The 18,279-nt window shown below is 52.1% G+C and carries 19 protein-coding genes; 6 read left to right on the forward strand and 13 right to left on the reverse strand.

What is annotated here, in order from left to right:
- The first annotated feature begins 137 nt into the window (after nt 1-137).
- Nucleotides 138-1,553: a colicin E3/pyocin S6 family cytotoxin gene (locus tag KU854_RS06195; protein WP_255555444.1), complete on the forward strand. Its 1,416-nt coding sequence runs from the start codon at nt 138-140 to the stop codon at nt 1,551-1,553.
- Between the two features lies 1 nt (nt 1,554).
- On the forward strand, nt 1,555-1,776 hold the full coding sequence (locus KU854_RS06205; RefSeq protein ID WP_218357579.1) for a DUF7683 domain-containing protein: 222 nt from the start codon (nt 1,555-1,557) through the stop codon (nt 1,774-1,776).
- A gap of 336 nt (nt 1,777-2,112) precedes the next feature.
- On the opposite strand, the gene KU854_RS06210 is transcribed toward KU854_RS06205, so the two are convergent.
- Genes KU854_RS06210 through KU854_RS06230 form a run of 5 tightly spaced genes read right to left on the reverse strand, consistent with a single transcriptional unit; the run spans nt 2,113 to nt 7,752 of the window.
- Nucleotides 2,113-2,943 carry an ABC transporter ATP-binding protein gene (locus KU854_RS06210; protein WP_218357580.1) on the reverse strand — a complete coding sequence of 277 codons (831 nt, stop codon included), beginning with the start codon at nt 2,941-2,943 and terminating at the stop codon, nt 2,113-2,115.
- Entirely contained in the window at nt 2,943-3,806 is an 864-nt protein-coding gene (locus KU854_RS06215; RefSeq protein ID WP_218357581.1) for an ABC transporter ATP-binding protein, read from the reverse strand. The genes KU854_RS06210 and KU854_RS06215 overlap by 1 nt, the downstream gene beginning before the upstream one ends.
- 21 nt (nt 3,807-3,827) lie before the next feature.
- On the reverse strand, nt 3,828-5,663 hold the full coding sequence (locus KU854_RS06220; protein ID WP_218357582.1) for an extracellular solute-binding protein: 1,836 nt from the start codon (nt 5,661-5,663) through the stop codon (nt 3,828-3,830).
- A 17-nt stretch (nt 5,664-5,680) separates the two neighbouring features.
- The gene (locus tag KU854_RS06225; RefSeq protein ID WP_218357811.1) at nt 5,681-6,727 is read right to left on the reverse strand and encodes an ABC transporter permease; all 1,047 of its coding nucleotides are present in this window, start codon (nt 6,725-6,727) and stop codon (nt 5,681-5,683) included.
- On the reverse strand, nt 6,727-7,752 hold the full coding sequence (locus KU854_RS06230) for an ABC transporter permease subunit (protein ID WP_218357583.1): 1,026 nt from the start codon (nt 7,750-7,752) through the stop codon (nt 6,727-6,729). The genes KU854_RS06225 and KU854_RS06230 overlap by 1 nt, the downstream gene beginning before the upstream one ends.
- 322 nt (nt 7,753-8,074) lie before the next feature.
- Between KU854_RS06230 and focA the strand changes: the two genes are divergently transcribed.
- Nucleotides 8,075-8,917 carry a formate transporter FocA gene (gene focA / locus KU854_RS06235; protein WP_218357584.1) on the forward strand — a complete coding sequence of 281 codons (843 nt, stop codon included), beginning with the start codon at nt 8,075-8,077 and terminating at the stop codon, nt 8,915-8,917.
- Between the two features lie 49 nt (nt 8,918-8,966).
- On the opposite strand, the gene KU854_RS06240 is transcribed toward focA, so the two are convergent.
- Nucleotides 8,967-9,857 (reverse strand): LysR family transcriptional regulator, encoded by an 891-nt coding sequence (locus KU854_RS06240; RefSeq protein WP_218357585.1) that lies wholly within the window; start codon nt 9,855-9,857, stop codon nt 8,967-8,969.
- Between the two features lie 99 nt (nt 9,858-9,956).
- Here KU854_RS06240 and KU854_RS06245 point away from each other — a divergent pair, with 99 nt between their 5' ends.
- Both KU854_RS06245 and KU854_RS06250 read left to right on the forward strand, forming a co-directional pair.
- Nucleotides 9,957-10,382 (forward strand): VOC family protein, encoded by a 426-nt coding sequence (locus KU854_RS06245; protein ID WP_218357586.1) that lies wholly within the window; start codon nt 9,957-9,959, stop codon nt 10,380-10,382.
- 12 nt (nt 10,383-10,394) lie between these two features.
- Nucleotides 10,395-11,486: an alkene reductase gene (locus KU854_RS06250; RefSeq protein ID WP_218357587.1), complete on the forward strand. Its 1,092-nt coding sequence runs from the start codon at nt 10,395-10,397 to the stop codon at nt 11,484-11,486.
- A gap of 50 nt (nt 11,487-11,536) precedes the next feature.
- Here KU854_RS06250 and KU854_RS06255 read toward each other — a convergent pair whose 3' ends face one another.
- From KU854_RS06255 to KU854_RS06265, 3 genes are all read right to left on the reverse strand, one after another.
- The gene (locus KU854_RS06255) at nt 11,537-11,686 is read right to left on the reverse strand and encodes a hypothetical protein (RefSeq protein ID WP_218357588.1); all 150 of its coding nucleotides are present in this window, start codon (nt 11,684-11,686) and stop codon (nt 11,537-11,539) included.
- 207 nt (nt 11,687-11,893) lie between these two features.
- On the reverse strand, nt 11,894-13,009 hold the full coding sequence (locus tag KU854_RS06260) for an FAD-binding oxidoreductase (RefSeq protein WP_218357589.1): 1,116 nt from the start codon (nt 13,007-13,009) through the stop codon (nt 11,894-11,896).
- A 104-nt stretch (nt 13,010-13,113) separates the two neighbouring features.
- Nucleotides 13,114-14,370 carry an aromatic ring-hydroxylating oxygenase subunit alpha gene (locus tag KU854_RS06265; RefSeq protein WP_218357590.1) on the reverse strand — a complete coding sequence of 419 codons (1,257 nt, stop codon included), beginning with the start codon at nt 14,368-14,370 and terminating at the stop codon, nt 13,114-13,116.
- Between the two features lie 309 nt (nt 14,371-14,679).
- Here KU854_RS06265 and KU854_RS06270 point away from each other — a divergent pair, with 309 nt between their 5' ends.
- On the forward strand, nt 14,680-15,651 hold the full coding sequence (locus KU854_RS06270; RefSeq protein WP_218357591.1) for a hypothetical protein: 972 nt from the start codon (nt 14,680-14,682) through the stop codon (nt 15,649-15,651).
- Here KU854_RS06270 and KU854_RS06275 read toward each other — a convergent pair.
- The 4 genes from KU854_RS06275 to KU854_RS06290 form a co-directional block, all read right to left on the reverse strand.
- On the reverse strand, nt 15,639-16,844 hold the full coding sequence (locus KU854_RS06275; protein ID WP_218357592.1) for a pyridoxal-phosphate-dependent aminotransferase family protein: 1,206 nt from the start codon (nt 16,842-16,844) through the stop codon (nt 15,639-15,641). The genes KU854_RS06270 and KU854_RS06275 overlap by 13 nt on opposite strands.
- A 178-nt stretch (nt 16,845-17,022) precedes the next feature.
- Complete coding sequence (locus KU854_RS06280; RefSeq protein ID WP_218357593.1) at nt 17,023-17,415, reverse strand: MAPEG family protein; 393 nt, start codon at nt 17,413-17,415, stop codon at nt 17,023-17,025.
- Nucleotides 17,416-17,502: 87 nt separating this feature from the next.
- Nucleotides 17,503-17,823, reverse strand: a complete 321-nt coding sequence (locus tag KU854_RS06285) for a YciI family protein (protein WP_218357594.1) — start codon at nt 17,821-17,823, stop codon at nt 17,503-17,505.
- A 21-nt stretch (nt 17,824-17,844) separates the two neighbouring features.
- The gene (locus KU854_RS06290; RefSeq protein ID WP_218357595.1) at nt 17,845-18,228 is read right to left on the reverse strand and encodes a VOC family protein; all 384 of its coding nucleotides are present in this window, start codon (nt 18,226-18,228) and stop codon (nt 17,845-17,847) included.
- Between the last annotated feature and the right edge of the window lie 51 nt (nt 18,229-18,279).

An 18,279-nucleotide genomic window follows, 5' to 3' on the forward strand; every position in this document is an offset into this window, starting at 1 on the left:
CGAGATTTTGCTCAAGACCGAGCGGAAAATTGCTTGTTTTCTTTGGGATAGTGGGCAAGCCAAGTGAAAATCAGGTGATATATGAGGTACGATTTTTGCTGAACGCCTTGGTGTTTTAATATTGGATTTGCCAAGGAATGGGAAAAATTGTCAGATTGGATAGCTTATCCAGCGGGGAGGCCATCCGGATTGAAGGAAATATTTCGCGCTTTAGCGATTCTGAGCTGGAAGGAATGTTGCCACCAGGCGCAAGCGGAATATCGCTCAAATCATCCCTGGCGCGTGGTGAACTCGTTGTACTTTCTGATACCCCAGCGGTTCCTCTTTTCACGTCTTCAAATGGAAAGTTAGTCGCCAATACCAGCAATCAAATTTCTATCACTGACCAAGCCTTCTCTGAGGTAAAGCAACGGTTCTTGTCTAAAAAACCTTGCTTTGGTGCATCTAAACCAACGAAAACCGATGATTTTGTCTCGTTCTCAGAGGCAAATTATTCACCAGAACCCGTGATAAAAGAACCGCCACCGAAGCCGATACAACAAACAGTCATTTCAGACAATTTTTCAAAGCCAGCCCAAGCCAGCAAAGTTTTCGCCAAATCCTGCACGCGTCCCTATGGTGATACACAAGCGTGTGAAGAAAATCTGAAAGCCCCTAACTTTGGTGTGATGGCGGCTATGGCACCGGCTCAGGCATTAGACGCCAGCGGGCGATTGCCCCTGACAAAGATCACTGGCACCACATCACGTATGCCGCTGAACTGGTCGTTGGCAGGCGAAATAGCCAAAAGCACAGCCAAACGTGCAAACTTTCTCGTCCTGGCGTTTTGGCCTGCACAACTGGGAGACGGCACTCTCTACACAGACGAAGAGCTTGCACAACTGCCGGAAGCCACCACTCGTGTCCGTTTCCGACTCTATCAAGACGAGCACGGCAACCCGCAGGCGATAGGCATACACACCGGCGAAGGTAGCCCTTACGGCGATACCGTAAAACGAATTTCTGCAGAAGCAGTCGAAGATAGATTCGAAGCAAAAGTCGATAAAGAAATCACGCTGACTTGGTACCCAGACGATAGCGACAAGGCGCTCACCGCTGGCACCTTCTTCCCCGATACAAGTGGGTTAGAAATCAGCAACATTCTGGTGCGCCCGATAGAAGATGACGGACAGGAACTAACCACCCTTGTCTACCCCAACCCGGAAGCCGATCACATTGACCTGATCGTCACTTTTCCTGCAGATAGCGGCATAACGCCACTTTATTTGGTGTTTAGTAAGCCTATTTCGGGCATGAGTTATACACCCGCCCCTAAAGGCTCTCCGCCCTTACCTGCCTTTCCTGAAGCGGTAAAAGTAAAACCAAAAACCTCAGTGCAGGGCGGTGGAAAGAAAAGAGCTCGATGGAAAGATAAGAAGCATATCTATGAATGGGACTCGCAACACGGAAAAGTTGAAGTCTATGATAAAAATGGTAACCATCTCGGTGAATTCGACCATATAACGGGTGAGCAGACAAAAGCCAAAGACCCAAAAAGAAAGGTAGAGAAGTAAAATGTTTGAACTGGATTTTTTTGACAAAGAAACTGAAGATTTGTTGGAAGAGCATGTGCTTACAACATTGACTAGTGAAGACGTTTTCCGAATATTTGGCTTTCATCTTGAGGGAGATTGTACAGATGTTTCCCCTGAGCAACTTGAGCAGATAGAACAAATTACTGGCAAATCGTTTACCAGTAACGGAAGAGATATTTTTATCTGTGAGGTACAGGACTAGAGATATCTAAAGTGAATAGCCAACGACTCAATAGACTCTTTTGAGCCGTTTTGTGGACTGCCTAAACTCCACTTGTCTGGAGTTTGCGATTTCGATTTCCAACTCCAACTCCAACTCCAACTCGAAATTGTCCCTTTCCAATTCGCACAACCGAAACGCAAAGAGCCAAAACCCCCATCCAGCTTCCTCCATTAAAAACACAGCACTGAACATCACTTTTCCCAACCGCCAAATACGGTGAGAAGTTTATGCGTACAGGGGGAAACAGAATCTCTGTTTTGCGGAAATTCAGGTGGTTTGAGTGTATCTAGCTTTGATGATTAGGCCTAAGTTAGGCTAGCCCGCCTGACTTCCCGTCCGCCGTTTGCGTTTTCGGTCTCTGGGGTGATTGACCGGAATAGCTGCGAGCAAGGTCTGGGTGTATTTATGTTGTGGCGAGGCAAAGAGCGTTTGTGTCTCGCCATATTCCACCATCTTGCCAAAGTACATAACCGCGACATGGTCTGAGACTTTTCGGACTACCGAGAGATCGTGGGAGATGAAAATCATGGCCAGGTTCATCTCCTGCTGGAGCGACATCAAAAGGTTGAGGATTTGCGCCTGAACAGAAACATCCAGCGCGGAGACGGACTCATCACATATCAGCAGCTTGGGCTTGAGGGCAATGGCGCGGGCGATACCGATGCGTTGGCGCTGGCCGCCGGAGAATTCATGGGGATACCGGTTAACGGACTCGGCGGGCAACCCGACTTTTTGCAGCAACTCTGCCACCCACTGCTTTCTTTCTGCGACTGTTCCCATGCCGTGAATTTCAAACGGTTCTTCCAGAATCATACCAATGGTATGTCGTTGGTTGAGCGACTCCAGTGGGTCTTGAAAGACGATTTGCATCTCTTTGCGTAACGGACGCATGTCGCGTCGGCTCAAGGCCGTAATATCCCGGCCTTCAAAGAATATCTTGCCGGAGGTTGGTTCGTAGAGTTTGAGGATGGCGCGGCCAAGGGTGCTTTTACCGCAGCCGGATTCCCCGACAAGCCCCAGTGTTTCGCCACGCTGGAGAGTGAATGACACCCCATCGACCGCTTTGATGGTATAGCCTTTTTTGAATATCCCTTTGCCGGAGACGAAATAGTGGCGCAGATCTTCGATGCGCAGTAAGGCTTCCATCAAGGATTCTCCCGGGGTGACGGTGATTCGCTGTAGGGCGTGACATCAATTAGTTGCTTGGGTGTGCTCTCCAGATCTGGCACCAGACTCAGAAGGTGCCGGGTGTAAGGGTGTTGCGGGTTGTCAAACAGGTCGAAAACATCGGCGTATTCGACGATCTTCCCTTGGTACATCACCGCCACGTCATCACACATCTCTGCAACGACACCTAAATCGTGGGTTATAAAAATCATCGCCATGCCGGTTTCAGCCTGAAGATCGTTCATCAGTTCCAGAATGGATGCCTGTACGGTGACGTCCAGCGCAGTAGTGGGTTCATCGCAAATAAGGATATCCGGCTTGCAGGCGAGCGCCATGGCAATCATCACCCGCTGGCGCATGCCGCCGGAAAGGTTATGCGGGTACTCATCCAGCCTTTTCTCCGGCATCGGGATTTTGACTTTTTCCATCAGTGCCAATGCCGCTTCCCGTTGCTGTACCTTGCTCATGCCAGCCTGGTGAAGCGCCAGCACTTCCATGAGCTGCCGCCCTATGGAGTGGACAGGGTTGAGCGCCGTCATCGGGTCTTGAAAGATCATGGAAATACGGTTGCCACGGATTTTGTACATCTGCTGTGCGGGCAGCGTTGCAAGATCTGTCCCGCGGTAATCGATAACGCCTGCGGTGATTTGCCCGTAGGGTTTGGGTAGCAGACCCATGATGGACATGGCGGTGACACTCTTTCCGCAGCCGGATTCCCCGACCAGACCCAGAGTGCGCCCGGCATAGACCTCAATGTTCACCCCATGAAGGATTTTGATTTTTCCTTCATCAGTGCTGAACTCGGTTTCGAGCCCGTTTACCTGCAAAATCAATTCAGACATTTGCTGCCCCATACGCTGTGATTACTTGTAGCGGTCATCGATAACGGTGACAGGCTCAAATGCTTCACCCGCTTCGATTGCGGCTAATGTGTCTGCTTTCATCTTTGCATCAATCCAGTAGGTTCCATCCCCGTAAGCGCGGCCGATGGTGAAAAGGGTGCCCGTCCATTTTTGCATCGGGTTTTCCGGGTATCTGACCCAGCGCCAGTGCGCTTGGCGTGTCCAGGGCACCATGTAGCTCGGCACCACTACCGCTGCATCCTGGATAAGGCGCTGGATTTGGTGGGAGAGTTGATATTTCTTCTCCAAATCAAATTCAACGCGGTATTGGTCAATCAGGGCATCCAACTCCGGTGTGCTGTAGTTAGTGAAGTTGTTGGTTTGTGGCTTGTTGGCGTTCTCGGAATGGAAGTACTGCCAGTAGCCTGGAATTTCGCCCGAGCCCATGTTCACAAACGCGAGTTGGTGTTTTTTCTCCAGCATGTATTTGAAGCCGGTTGCGCCGTCAATCAGCTTGAGGGAAAGCTCAAGACCCGCCAGTTTGGCCTGCTCTTTGAGGTAGGCCATGCGCGGTGTCCACGCGGCGTAAGGGTAGACCATTTCAAAAGTCAGTCGCTGGCCGTCGGCATTGACGCGAATGCCGTCTGCCCCAACGGTGTCAAAGCCGGCGTTGGTGAAATAGTTCACCGCCGTTTCCACGTTGAAATCCGGGGCTTTTGCATCCGGCCAGTCATACTTGCCGTGGCCGAACCCGATAGCGTGGGGCTTGCGCTGGTAATCGCCGCGGATAAGTTTTTCAATCAGCCCATCGATATCCGTGGCGTGCAGTATGCCCTGACGGACATTTAAGTCATTGAGCAGTGGCACCGCAGTGTTAATCCATACCCCACCGCCACCTTGTGGCGTTTGGTTGTAGCCCCAGAATTTTTGCACGTAGCCTTTCTGGTAAACCTCAGTGTCGGTCTTCTCATGCCAGATTTCCGGCAATGTCAGGTCAAAAACGTCCAGATCGCCTTTTTCAAAATGCTGCCTTGCCACGTCTTCATCGCGGATCACGGTAAAGCGGATTTTCTCGACGTTATACCGGTTCTTGTAGTACCGGTTGCCATAGCCCCACCAGTCTTCACCAATGTGTTTTAAGGTCAGGCTTTTGCCTTTTTTAATCTTGTCGACACGGTAGGGGCCGGTGGTCGGCTCGGCCTTGAAGTTGTAGCGGCGTACATAGTTGTCATCAATGCCATCGCCGTTTTTATCCTTGCCGCCTTTGTAAAAATGGGCAGGGCGGGGTACCAGACCGCCCAGCGTCAGCATCAACTCCTCCGGGTTTTTCTCATCAACGGTGCTGACAGCCAGAGTGTGGTCATCAATTTTGACTACGTCAGCAATGGTCTTGGTGTAGTAATCGTTATACCAGGGCGCAATGATGTCTTTGGCGCGGTAGAAGGTGAGCATGAAGACAAAGTCGTCTGCGGTCAGGGGCTTGCCATCATTCCATTCTGCTTCGGGATTGAGTTTGAAATAGATGGTTTTATTGTCACCGGCATACGCCCATTCGGTGGCAATGGATGGGATCCAGTTCAGGGTATCCGGGTGGCGGGTAACCAATGAAGGAACGCCATCAAGGAAGTAGGCACGCAGACCCGCGTTTGAATCTGGCCCGACACTTCGCAGTGTCAGCGGAAAGCTCTGAAGGTGGGTGCGCAGGGTGCCGCCCCGTTTAGCCTGTTCAGAAGCGAACAGCGGGTCATCCCAATTGGTTTGCCACTGAAGGTTTTCAGGAAGGTTGGCCGCCTGAACGCTGAATGCCAACGCGCCCATCTGTGCGAAAAACAGTGCCTTTGAAGTCAGTTTGTACATCCTTGCTCCCTTCATTGTCAGACGTAGCGGGTAAATTTTTTGGGGTCGAACGCCGCGCGGACGGCATCGCCGATAAAGGTGACCATGGTCAGTACCAATACGGTTGCAGTCACCACAGAGGCCACTATCCACGGACTGTCGAGGTTAGATTTCCCCTGCTGGAGCAATTCGCCCCAGCTCGGTGTCGGTGGTGCCAGCCCCAAGCCAAGATAATCCAGTGCGGTCAGTGCTGTGATATTGGCGACGATGGTAAACGGCGCCAGGGTGATCACCATGACCATGGTATTGGGCAGAATATGTTTGAGGACGATGCGGGTGTTGGAAGCGCCGAGCGCCCGGGCTGCGAGCACATATTCTCGGGCGCTCTCTTTGTAGGTCATGGTGCGCATGTACCAGGTGATCCCCATCCAGCCAAACAGGACGTTGATGGCAACAAACAGGGTAAATGTCGGCTTGGTGATAGAAACCAGGATCATGATGACGTAAAGGAAAGGCACCATGGACCAGACTTCAATCAGTCGCTGGGTGATCAGGTCGAACCGCCCGCCGAAGAACCCCATGGCGCAGCCAATGACAACGCCGATGCTGTAACAGATCACCATGGTGCTGAGGGCAAACGCCATGGCGATACGAAAACCGTAGACCAGCCGGGCAAGAATATCGCGGCCAATCACATCGGTACCCAGGTAGTGTTCACTGGCAATGCTTGGGGGGTAAGGCGGGAACTCGCCTTCGATAAAATCCTGTTCGTACGGGTTCCATGGAATCAGCGGCATGATGACAAAATTGCCATCCTCTTCGGCCTGAAAGCGTTGCTGCAATTCCCGGTAGTTGGCTTCACTGGGGTAGCCGAGGCCAAAGTCTGTCCCCGGACGAACATCACTGACGACCGGAAAGAACCACTCTCCCTGATAACGCACTACCAGTGCTTTGCTGTTGATAAAGAACTCGGCAAACAGCGCCAACAGCAATAGCACCGACAAGATGATGAACGACCAATAGCCGGGCTTTATCGCCTTGAAGCGCTGGATTTTTTTCTGGGTGAGAGGGCTAAACGAAAACATCATGCTTCACCAAACCTGACCCTGGGGTCGACCAGGGCTACACAGATATCAGAGACAATATTTCCGACCAGCAGCATGGCAGCGTTAATGGCGACAATTGCCATCACTACCGGATAGTCACGCTCCATGATGGACTCGTAACCCATAAGGCCAATGCCATCGATGTTGAAGATCACTTCAATCAGGAAGGAGCCGGAGAGGAAAAACAGCAAGGAGTTACCAAAGTGGCTGGCCAGCGGTATCAGGCTGTTTTGCATGGCATGTTTTCTCACCGCATCACGAAACGGGAGCCCTTTGGCAATCGCCGTGCGGATATAGTCGGCGGAAAGGTTCTCCATCAGGTTGTTTTTCATCGTGATGGTGAGGGTGGCGAAGTCGCCGATGATGTAACAAATAAGCGGAAGTACGGCATGCCAGAGAATATCTTTGATTTTTTCTGTGGCGGTAAAGTCATCGTAATCGCTGCCAGTGAAGCCGCCCATGGGAAACCAGTCGAGGTGAAAAGAGAACACCGTCAGCAGAAAGATACCCACCACATACCCCGGCAGGGCATAGCCAACAAAAATCAGGATGGATGATGCCGTGTCGAATGCCGAGTTGTGTTTGATGGCTTTGTAATAGCCAAGCGGAATAGAAACCAGGTAAGCAATCACAAACGTCATGCCGCCGTAAAACAGGGAAACCGGCAGGCGCTCGCTGATCATGTCCAGAACCGGTTCGTAGTAGCGCGTGGATTCACCAAAATCCAATGTCAGCAGTTTGTTCAGCCACTCCCAGTACGCCTCAAGTACCGGCTTGTCGAGGCCATAGAAAGCGTTGAGTTCAGCGAGCTGGTATTCGTCCAGTGCCGAGTTGTCGCCAACGCTTTGGGATTGCGAGGCGCCTTCCTGCACAAACTGGGATTCTGCCAACATGCGCTCAACCGGGCCGCCCGGAACAAATCGGGTGATGGCAAAAATCACCAGCGTAATACCGATGAAAGTCGGGATAACCAACAAAAAGCGCCGTACAAGATAGGCTAACAACGAATACCTCTCCCTGACTCAAAGCGGCTTTGCACTCCCTGTGCAGACCGATTGTGTGCCGAAAATGTGGAAGCCTGCCTGTCCAGTTTGAAAGGGAACAGGAAACCTAGAAGTACACTATTACTGAGTATTGTTTGAAAAAAACCCTACTTGGCAGCAGATAAGTAAAATGTGTGATCACTGTGCGAGTGAAAACATGGAATAACAGTGTGTTTATCATCAAAAAGAGATGTCAATTTTGATAACAAATAGCCCTTGAAAATTTCTGGAAATGGAGAGATTATCCGCGCCCTCTCTTGTTTCACTCTAAGTGCTAAAAACCATGAACTTTACTCAGTTTGATTCGCTGCCTCCGCCGCAGATCGCAGAGCGGGCGGCAGAGATAGGGGTGGCGAAAGCCACGAAAGATCCTTTTAAATCTTTCCTTCTCGCGATTTCTGCCGGTATCCACATCGGTATCGCATTTATCTTCTACACCACAGTAACGACCGGCGCGGGTGATATGCCTTGGGGTATGACACGCTTTGTCGGTGGTATTGCATTTAGCCTGGGTCTCATTCTAGTGATCATTACCGGTGGCGAGCTATTCACAAGTTCGGTACTCACATTAGTGGCGCGAGCCAGTGGTAAGATCACCTGGAAAGCACTGTTTAAAAACTGGGCGGTGGTATACGGCGGTAACCTGGTGGGCGCGATTTTGCTGGTGATCTGTATGTTGATTGCCAAGCAATACATGTTCGATAACGGCCAGGTCGGTATCAATGCCATGAAGATTGCCGAGCACAAGCTGCACCACGGATTCCTCCAAGCGGTTGCATTGGGCATCATGTGTAACGTGCTGGTTTGTATTGCTGTATGGATGACGTACAGCGGCCGCACGCTGACAGACAAAATCCTGGTGATGATCCTGCCTGTGGCCATGTTTGTGGCATCCGGCTTTGAGCACTGCATTGCCAACATGTTCCAGGTACCGATGGCGATCGGCATCAAAACCTTTGCGCCAGAGTCTTTCTGGGCGATGACAGGCATGAATGTCGCTGACTTTGCAGACCTAACCTTCAGTCACTTCTTCTTCAACAACCTGATACCGGTGACACTGGGTAATATCATCGGCGGTGGTTTGTTCGTAGGTATGTGGTACTGGATGATTTATCTGCGCGACTGATAGCGAGATATAGAGACAGCGAAAGCCGAAGGTGTTCCCTTCGGCTTTTTTATTCCCTGCACTTTTCGACAAGGAAAGCCCGTAGCGCCTGCACTGCCGGGCTAAGTAGCCGCCTGTCGGCACACATCAGATTCAGCGGGGCAGGTTGTCCTTCCCATTCAGGGCAAAGGTGCACCAGCTCGCCACTTTCCAGATGACGGGCAATATCCAGTCTCGATTTATACGCAATGCCGTGACCTGACAGCACCCAGCGGCTGACCGCTTCACCATCATCAGCCGTGCGGTTGCCACTTACCGTCACCAGCAGGTTTTCCTCTTTGCGCGAAAATTGCCATTGGCTGTGGATGGTGTCACCCACCATAAAGCGCAGGCAGTTGTGCTGGCTGAACGCTTGCGGGTTTTCAGGTGTGCCGTGCTTTTTGAGGTAGTCCGGTGAGGCGCAGGCTATCCGGCAGTTGTCACTGAAAATCGGCAGCGCAATCAGGCTTGAATCGGGCGGCGAACCATAGCGCAGCGCCAGATCGACCGATTGATGATAAACGTTGCTGAGCCTGTCAGAGAGCTGCAAGCGGATTTCAATATCTGGGTATTGCGCCATAAAGGCGTCCAGCCAGCCTATCAAACGGTTCCTGCCCAAATCGGAGGGGGCAGAAAGCATCAGGGTGCCCCTCACCACAGACTCGCCGGAGCGCACTTCTTCTGCCGCATCTTCAATAAGAGCTACTGCTTGCTGGCACTGGCGCAGGAACGCCTCGCCGCTATGGGTCAGGCGCAGGTGCCGGGTAGAGCGCACAAAAAGGGCGGTTCCCAACTCTGCCTCCAAGCGCTTCACCGCTGCGCTGGTGGCGGCCGGTGTCATGTCCATCTGGCGTGCGACTTCAGACAGGCTGCCGTGGCGCGCCGTCTCAATGAAAATCCGGAAATCCTGAAGTGCTTTCATTTTCAAAAATTATTTTAAAGAGGTTAAACCTGAGGCTAGTTTTTCAATTCAGTGCAGTCAAATAACCTGTTCCTGTCTATCAAACAGGAGATACCAATCATGAACAGTTCAGAAAAAGCAGTGTGGCAATTCGACCACCTGAGCCTGTTCAGCCGGGCGGACGACAAAGGGCTGCTGAAACTGGCCAACATCCTCGGATTCACCCAGGGAGAAAGACCACCATTTCCATTTCCCGGCCGCTGGTTTTATCAGGAAGAGAATGCCGTGTTACATGTGGTGGATGTAGAGCAACAACAGGCCGTCGCGCTCAACCACATCGCTTTTCGCTCGTCGGTTTCGGTCAAGAAGTTGCTCGCCACACTGGAAGCCAACGGCTTTGACTACCAACTAACCCGCGTACCAGAAGAAGGGGTGGTGCAGGTGTTCATTACCCTCGGTGACCTGATGGTGGAGCTTGATGTGCCGGATGCGGGGTTGGCCGATCAGGTTCCTGTTATGCAATCAGCCAACCAGTTAACCCATTGAGAGGATGCAACCATGATACTTTTTGACTCTTACCCTTTAGGTAAAATCCAGCTGAAAAACCGCATTGTGATGGCGCCGATGACCCGAAGCCGGACCACGCAACCGGGCAACATTCCCAATGCCATGATGGCGGAATATTACGCGCAGAGGGCTGGGGCGGGGCTTATCATCACTGAGGCAACCCAAATCTCCCCACAGGGGCAGGGTTACAGCTTCACCCCCGGCATTCACACCAAAGCGCAGATTGAGGGATGGCGAAAGGTCACGGATGCTGTGCACCGCGAAGACGGTAAAATCTTCCTGCAGCTTTGGCACGTGGGGCGGATGTCGCACCCGAGTTTTCACAATGGCAATCCGCCGGTTGCCCCGTCAGCCATCAAGCCCGATGCCCAGGTATGGGTGGCGGATGAAAACGGAAACGGGAGTATGGTGGAGTGTCCGACCCCAAGAGCCCTGACGGCAAATGAAATTCACCGCATTGTGGCGGATTACCGTCAGGCGGCCATCAACGCCATGGAAGCGGGATTCGACGGCGTTGAAATCCACGCAGCCAACGGGTACCTGCTGGATCAGTTTTTACGTTCGACCTCCAATTACCGCACAGACCGCTACGGCGGCAGTATTGAAAACCGGGTGCGCTTGTTGGCAGAAGTGGCGGAAACGGTGTGTGATGCGATAGGTGCTCAGCGCGTTGGGGTCAGGTTGGCACCCTATATTACCGCGCGGGGGATGAACTGCCCGGAAGTCATTGATGCGATATTGCTCGCCGCCGAAAAACTCGATGCGTTGGGCGTGGTTTATCTGCACCTGTCGGAAGCGGATTGGGATGACGCGCCACAGGTATCAGAAACCTTCCGTAGACGGCTTCGCCAGGTTTATGGCGGCACGGTTATCGTCGCAGGGCGCTATGACAAAACCAAAGCAGAGGCAATTTTGCGAAATGTGTATGCCGATTTGGTGGCGTTTGGACGGCCTTTTATTGCCAATCCGGATTTTCCGGCAAGGCTGGAAAAGGACTGGTCGCTGGCAGATTTTGACCCGACAACCCTGTTTGGCGGACGTGAAACTGGTTATTCAGACTATCCGCCATACAGGCAGTCTTAACAGGAAAGTGCTGGCGCTTCATTGCTTCCGAAGCGCCATGGTTTCCGGCGTTAATTCGTGGTGCTGCCGCTGTCATCCACAGGTGTCTGGCATTCTGGTGCTTCCGAGCCTTCCGGACATTCTGTGGTGGTATCGGTTGCAAAGGTGAAGCCTGAGAAAAGAACGGCAAACGCGAACATCAGGGTTTTAAACATATTCATAGCGGTATTCCTTATCCTGTTGGGTATATGTAAAAACTGAATTGCTGCAGCCCTTACACTTTCGCCCAGTTTTTTCCCGCCATTGTTAGCGTTTGGTAATGGCTTTGTTAGGTCGCTATCTTGTCTGAAAAATCAGACGTGCGGTGATAAAAATGACAAAGCGCCGTAAAGGCGCCTTGGGGAGGGACAGGGGAAATTGCGGTCGCTTCAGGTTTCTATCGAAACGTCATCCAGCGGTTTGCTGCAGCAGCTGAGGATATATCCCTCTTCAATTTCTTCTTCGCTGATCCCGCCGTTATGTTCCATGTTGACGTTGCCGGAAAGCAGCTTCACTTTGCAGGAGCCGCATATGCCCATACCGCAAGCCTTGGGAACGTGGATCCCCAGTTTTGTGCTGGCTGCGTGGATGGTTTCGCTGTCATTGATGGTGACGGACATCCCTTCATCGGCAAATTCCACGCAAAAGCCTGTCTGGGGAATCTCTTCTGCAATCAAGGCCAGTTCTGCAGACTCTTCTGCATCTTCAATCGCGGCAGGCGGCGTTTCACCAAAGCTTTCTTCGTGATAGCGCGACATATCAAAGCCGATATCTGCCAACATTGCCCGTACCGCTTTCATGTAAGGGGTTGGGCCACAGCAATAGACTTCGCGTTGCAACACATCAGGGGCGATCAATTCGAGTAGGCTTTTGGTCAGAAACCCGCGGTAGCCATACCAGCTTTCGCCAATGTCATACCGTTCGCAGATGATGCTGAGTTCGAAGTTATCAATGCGTGATGCCATCAACTCAAGTTCTTTGAGAAAGATGATGTCTTTCGGCGTCTGGGCGCTGTGAACGAATTTCATGTCCACGGCACTGTTGGTGTCATACCACCACCGCGCCATCGACATCACCGGGGTGATGCCAACTCCACCGGACAGGAACAGGGCTTTGTCAGTGGAATAGTCGATGCAGTTGAAATTACCGACCGGGCCATGCACAGCAATTTCGTCATCCACCCGCAGGTTGTCATGCAGCCAGGTAGAAACCACGCCTTTGGGCAGCCTTTTGACGGTGATGGAAAAGCTGTAGGGCACAGATGGTGATGACGAAATGGTATAGCTTCGCATCACCTGTTCACCACCGATGTTCAATTCAAGCGTGACAAACTGACCGGGCTTGAAGAAGAACATGATGGGTGTCTGCGCCATAAAGCAGAAGGTTTTTACATCATGGGTTTCCTGAATAACTTTGACGCAGCGAACCAGATGTCGCCCGTTCGCCCAGGTCTGGGTGTTGACCGGATTGAGACGATCTTCGGGTACGGTATCCAGCTCATTCATGCACTTTTCTCCAATTCGGTCAGCCAGTTTGCGAGAGTATGGGATGCCCGACCAGATCCGGTTTATTTGGCTGCGACATCCCTGTATCTGAATCGGCCTTATTGTTATTCGCCCAGATTGGCGGCCATACGCTCGCAATACCAGTTAACGAAATTGATCACACCAAACTCGAAGGTCTTTGAATAGGGACCGGGTTGGTACCCCATTGAATTCACGCCCAGTTGGTTGTTCTCCGACAGCGTTCTGTCCTGCGCATTGGTGGCATCCCAGACATGGCGAAGGTTATTGGGGTCATAGTCCACGCCTTCTACTGCGTCCTTATGCACCAACCAGCGGGTAATCACTTTGGTCTCCTGTGGGCCGACCGGCAGGATTTGGAAGGCGATCAAATTGTCGCCCATGCCATGGTTCCAGGAATTCGGTAAATGTAGGATCCGCAGCGCACCCATGTCCGGGGAGGTAAAGCGTCCCATAAGCTTTTTACAGGCCACTTTGCCGTCCATGGTCATGGAGTGAGTGCCCTCTTTCAGCGGAGTTCGCACGATACGGTTACGGTTCTCATAGCGCATCTGGAATTTATAAGGGACGTCCTGAGACTCCCAGAATGCTTGCATTTTCTTAACCAGATCGCGAAATTCAGGGGTCGACCTTGGGTCGTTGTCATCGTCCCATTCGAGCAGAGATTTCAGGAGTTCCGGGTGCGAGCCATCGCAGTGGTAGCACTCACGGTTATTCTCTACCACCAGTTTCCAGTTGGCTTTTTCGATAATTTCGCTTTGCACGGCGACCTTGGCATTATCCAAATCATAAGGCTCGAGGTAGTAGTTCATGTCGTTGACGAAATCATCGATAGGTGGCGGGTTTTCTGCGAGACAAACAAAGATATATCCGCCGGCAGTCCGGCAGTGCACCGGGCTCAGCGAGTAACGGGATTTATCAAAATCGTCGCCCATATCAGAGCCTGCAAATACCAGTTCACCGTCTAGGTCGTAAGCCCACTGATGGTAGGGGCAGACCAGCTTGGGCGATTTGCCTTTGGCGCCGAGACAGATTTTCGAGCCGCGGTGTCGGCAGGTGTTGTGAAAGGCGCGAACGTCATTGTTGTTGTCGCGCAGGATAATAATGGGACTGAGCCCGATATCGACAGTCACGAAACTGCCTTTCTTGGGCAACTCGCAGGTCATGCCTGCAAATATCCACTCTTTGGCAAAGATCTCCTCCATGTCTATCCGGAAAAGTGCTTCACTGTTGTAAAAAGGCTGCTCAAGCGTATGGTCCGGAATGCGTCGCGCCAACATGGTCTTAATCGCTTCACGGTCAATTAGGGCGTTGTCGATATGGGTTACGGGCACCTTAGTCATGGTTAATCCTTGATTACAAAGCCAAACATCCTGCGTGCTGCCATGGCTTCTGTTGGGCAGAAGCGGTCTATCTCCATGGTATTGTTGGCATAATGACGCCAAAAGAATGTGGGTATTTATTTAAATACGACCTGCAGCGTGTCGGAATACGACGGGACTTTCGCCGGTATAACGTGGGATGCGCACGTTTAACGTGACGAAAAGGTCGCAAGATGATGATATCGATCTGAAAATCCGCAAATTTTGCGGTGACACGCCAACGGTGTTCTAGGCTTTTATAAAAAGGGGGGCATTTACAGAGAGATAGTTGTGGTTGCAGTATTAAAACTGGTGGAGGAACCCAAAATCCTGCACTGGCATGCAGAGCTTTCCGAAACGGAAATGGTATGGTGCGATTTGTTGCCTGACGAACGCTTTTCTGCCGATCTCCGTAACCTCAGCCAATATGTCTACGATTACCGTTCCAACCTGAAAAACCACGTTGACCACTGCCTGAACAAGCCGAACGTTTACCTTCTGTGCCGGCGGGAAAAAGTACGCTTTAATCTCCGCAAAAAATCGCGTTATAACTTTTTTACCAAGAAGACGACGTTTCACCTGCTGGTGGGAAAGACGCAGCAAAAGGTCTCCGTTGCGGTCAAACTGGCGGATCATTTTTTCGAAAACACCCCCAACCCCCGTATTCTTCTTGAGTCCAAATTCATTACGCTGATTGCTGGTGACAGCGAGGATCTGACACTGTCGATCCATGATTTCCTGTTCAGCGTCGGCGCGGAGTTGTCGCTGCAATGTGAGGTGGTGGCAACCGGGTGTTCCCCCTCTCCATACTGGCAAAACAGCGCCACCATGCTAGGGGCATTCACCAACGATGTGCGCAGGTATCTGCATGATGATGCGGATCTGATGGTCTACCTCGGCGGCTACCTCTTTGAGGAAAAAGTGCTGCGGCGTGACGGATCATTCAACAGTGAATTTGTACACTCAGACAACTGGCAGGAATCGCCCATGCTTCTGATGATGGCGCGTGCTCTTGCCCTGTATTTTCTGGGTGGCAATAACGGCGCGGCCTCTATGGCAGTGAAAAGTGCACAAACCAATCTGCACCGCTTTATGACGCGAAACCAACTGCATCAGATTTCGATTACCCATCACTATGAGTACGATAATGAGTATCTGCGTTTGGGGGCGGGAGCGGTGGAAAGCGCACCGTCCCACGACGTGCATGTGGCACTGGAGGATGGCGCGCTGATGATAAATGGAGAGCCGGTTTACCCGAACTGAGGCTGATATTCCTGTAAGGTTTTTTCCAGCATGGCGACGCCACGGGGCAAGTCTGCGGTACCGCCAAGCCGTTGAATAGTTGAACCTAATGCGTGGATTGTGCGGAAGATATTGTGTACCCGGCACTGTTCGCCCATCTGCCCTATACGGACAATATTGAGCCCGAAGGAGCCGGATATCTCGACCTTATAGTCGCGTGAAATATGGGCGAGAATCGCTTTTTGCTCCATTCCTTCCGGTACCCAGATACCCACCACCGAATTGAGGCGATCGGCCTTTTCCACAGATAAACTCAGCCCCAGCCCTTGAATCCCTGCCTGCAGCGCCATTGAACATTTCAGGTGGCGGTCAAAACGCGCTTCCAGCGTTTCTTCGCAAATCAGGCGCAGCGCTTCATGGATAGCCATAATGCCTGAAACCGGCGCGGTGTAATGGTAGGAACTTTGGTACCAGAATTTGTCGGCCAGTTTGGCATCGAGACACCAGTGGCGCAGGGTATCCTCACGGGTGGTGATCTTGTTCCAGGCCTGTTCTGAAAAAGCGACCAGAGAGACGCCGGGAATACAGCTCAACCCTTTTTGTCCGCCGGTGATCACCGCATCCACGCCCCATTCGTCCATATGGAGTGGCATGGTACTCAGGGTGCAGACCGCATCAACAATCACCAGACAGCCAATAGATTTCGCCGCCTGGCAAATGGCAGGCAGGGCATGGTTATAAACGGTATTGGAGGTTTCTCCCTGCACGATAGTCAGCACCTTCGGACGGTACTCGTGAATGGCAGCAGCAACGGCGTCAGGGTCTGCCGCTTTTCCCTCTTCAATCTCCAAACGGGCAACGTCTGCGCCGCAGCGCGCGGACATTTCGGCCAGACGGCCGCTGAAAAAGCCATTGCAGACTGAAAGCACGTTGTCGCCCGGCACAACCAGGTTGGCAACCGCCATTTCCATTGCGGCAGAGCCTGGCCCCGCAACACCCAGAATGTGGGAAGAGTCCGTCTGGAATACATAGCGGGACATGGCTTTGACCTGCTCGATAATGCGGGACATGGTCTCACCAAGGTGGTTGATCACAATCCCGTTGGCAGCGGCCACTTTTGCGGGGATTGGCACAGGGCCTGCGCCCATCATCAACAAAGGTTCTTCGGGCAATATGGTGTCGAGGGAATCAACGGTGGGGGCGGTAATACGCACGTGGGGCTCCTGTCGTGTTTTGACATCCTGTCTTATGTCTGGCGGGTCATTTTCAACCAGAAAGGGAATGGTCGCACAGAGCCGTTGGTATTTCTATGTGCAATGGCGTATTACGTCGGCGGTAAGGCGCGAATGCCCCCATGCCCGCGGGAGCCAGACAGTTGCCATACCGCCGCCCTTAGAATGATTGGTAGAGCAAGTAAACTGACGGGATCACCATGGCTGAGAAGGTTAAAATCATCCCAACAGGCCGCCCATTGGTTGCACCTGAGCGTGTAAACACCAAGGTGTGATAGTGAATAAGCCGCCCGGCAACTATGGCGATGGCGGCTGCCAAGACCCAGGACTGAGCCATGCCAAGATACTCGGCCAATGTGATTGCCAGTAACGTGATGGGGACGGTTTCGGTAAAGTTCCCGTGACCACGAACCTTTTTCATCAGCGCCGTGTCGTCACCCCAGCCAAAGTTAATGCCGGTTGCCAGTCTTCTCAGGCCAACGGCGAGCGTCGCGGGGATTTGTATGGCGATGCATACCGCGATAAGTACCGGTGCAATGGTTAAGTTTTCCATTCCAACCTCCAGTTTTGGCATACAACCATCCTCTCCGCTGCGGATTAAGGCAGCGAAGGGAGGAAGAAAATGTTAGGTGGCTAATGGTTATGACATGTTCATTTCGACCAGTTCGGAGACTTCAAGTGTTCCACCAATCGTCAAAAACGGACAGGTTTTGGCAAACTCCAACGCTTCTTCCAAAGTGTCTGTTTCGATGATGGTGAACCCTGACATGCCGGTTTGGTTTCCTTCCGCTACGTTGCCATCGGGGAGGACGCAAACGGTGCCTTTTAAAGGGTTTGCAGGGCTGACTGCTTTGCTCCCCAGCGTTTTCAGCCAGGCTTGATAGTCAGCAAAGTGTCGTTGCCCTTCCTCTGGTGTTGCCGGGGGATTGCCTCCGAGATAGGTCATCATAAACTTCGGCATTGTGTTTCCCTCCTGTTGGTTTTAGGCCTCGGGTGCGGCGTATTTGATCAGCGCCATTTTCGCGCCCTGCGGGTCTTTGAATACGGCAATGCGGCCTACGCCGGGTATATCAGCTGGTGGCATCACCAGGGTTGCCCCGAGATCGGTGGCGATATCTGTGCGTGCATCCACATCGTCGACAGTGATGTAGAGAAGCCAGCCCGGTTCTTCATCGGCAAAGGGTTTGAACCCGCCGATATTGTTTCCGTCCACGGCAATGATGGGGTAGATCACATTGCCTTCCATTGGGTGCTCCAGCACGTCCCAGCCGAAAACTTTCTGATAAAACGTCCGCGCCTTTTGATGATCGCTACCGCAATGTTCAATCCAGCTGGGTGCGCCATGGGTTTGTTTTGAATCGCTCATGATGTCGTCCTTTTTGTCTGTTTCCTTTAACAGGACGTTTCAGACGCAACG

Source organism: Enterovibrio paralichthyis, assembly GCF_019209835.1.
Taxonomy (GTDB): domain Bacteria; phylum Pseudomonadota; class Gammaproteobacteria; order Enterobacterales; family Vibrionaceae; genus Enterovibrio; species Enterovibrio paralichthyis.

Coding starts and splice junctions, on each gene's coding strand:
- KU854_RS06225 (WP_218357811.1), bottom strand. CDS start 6,727: ATGTTTTCGTTTAGCCCTCTCACCCAGAAAAAAATCCAGCGCTTCAAG.
- focA (WP_218357584.1), top strand. CDS start 8,075: ATGAACTTTACTCAGTTTGATTCGCTGCCTCCGCCGCAGATCGCAGAG.
- KU854_RS06290 (WP_218357595.1), bottom strand. CDS start 18,228: ATGAGCGATTCAAAACAAACCCATGGCGCACCCAGCTGGATTGAACAT.
- KU854_RS06285 (WP_218357594.1), bottom strand. CDS start 17,823: ATGCCGAAGTTTATGATGACCTATCTCGGAGGCAATCCCCCGGCAACA.
- KU854_RS06260 (WP_218357589.1), bottom strand. CDS start 13,009: ATGAATGAGCTGGATACCGTACCCGAAGATCGTCTCAATCCGGTCAAC.
- KU854_RS06240 (WP_218357585.1), bottom strand. CDS start 9,857: ATGAAAGCACTTCAGGATTTCCGGATTTTCATTGAGACGGCGCGCCAC.
- KU854_RS06210 (WP_218357580.1), bottom strand. CDS start 2,943: ATGGAAGCCTTACTGCGCATCGAAGATCTGCGCCACTATTTCGTCTCC.
- KU854_RS06195 (WP_255555444.1), top strand. CDS start 138: ATGGGAAAAATTGTCAGATTGGATAGCTTATCCAGCGGGGAGGCCATC.
- KU854_RS06245 (WP_218357586.1), top strand. CDS start 9,957: ATGAACAGTTCAGAAAAAGCAGTGTGGCAATTCGACCACCTGAGCCTG.
- KU854_RS06280 (WP_218357593.1), bottom strand. CDS start 17,415: ATGGAAAACTTAACCATTGCACCGGTACTTATCGCGGTATGCATCGCC.
- KU854_RS06255 (WP_218357588.1), bottom strand. CDS start 11,686: ATGAATATGTTTAAAACCCTGATGTTCGCGTTTGCCGTTCTTTTCTCA.
- KU854_RS06250 (WP_218357587.1), top strand. CDS start 10,395: ATGATACTTTTTGACTCTTACCCTTTAGGTAAAATCCAGCTGAAAAAC.
- KU854_RS06215 (WP_218357581.1), bottom strand. CDS start 3,806: ATGTCTGAATTGATTTTGCAGGTAAACGGGCTCGAAACCGAGTTCAGC.
- KU854_RS06220 (WP_218357582.1), bottom strand. CDS start 5,663: ATGTACAAACTGACTTCAAAGGCACTGTTTTTCGCACAGATGGGCGCG.
- KU854_RS06265 (WP_218357590.1), bottom strand. CDS start 14,370: ATGACTAAGGTGCCCGTAACCCATATCGACAACGCCCTAATTGACCGT.
- KU854_RS06205 (WP_218357579.1), top strand. CDS start 1,555: ATGTTTGAACTGGATTTTTTTGACAAAGAAACTGAAGATTTGTTGGAA.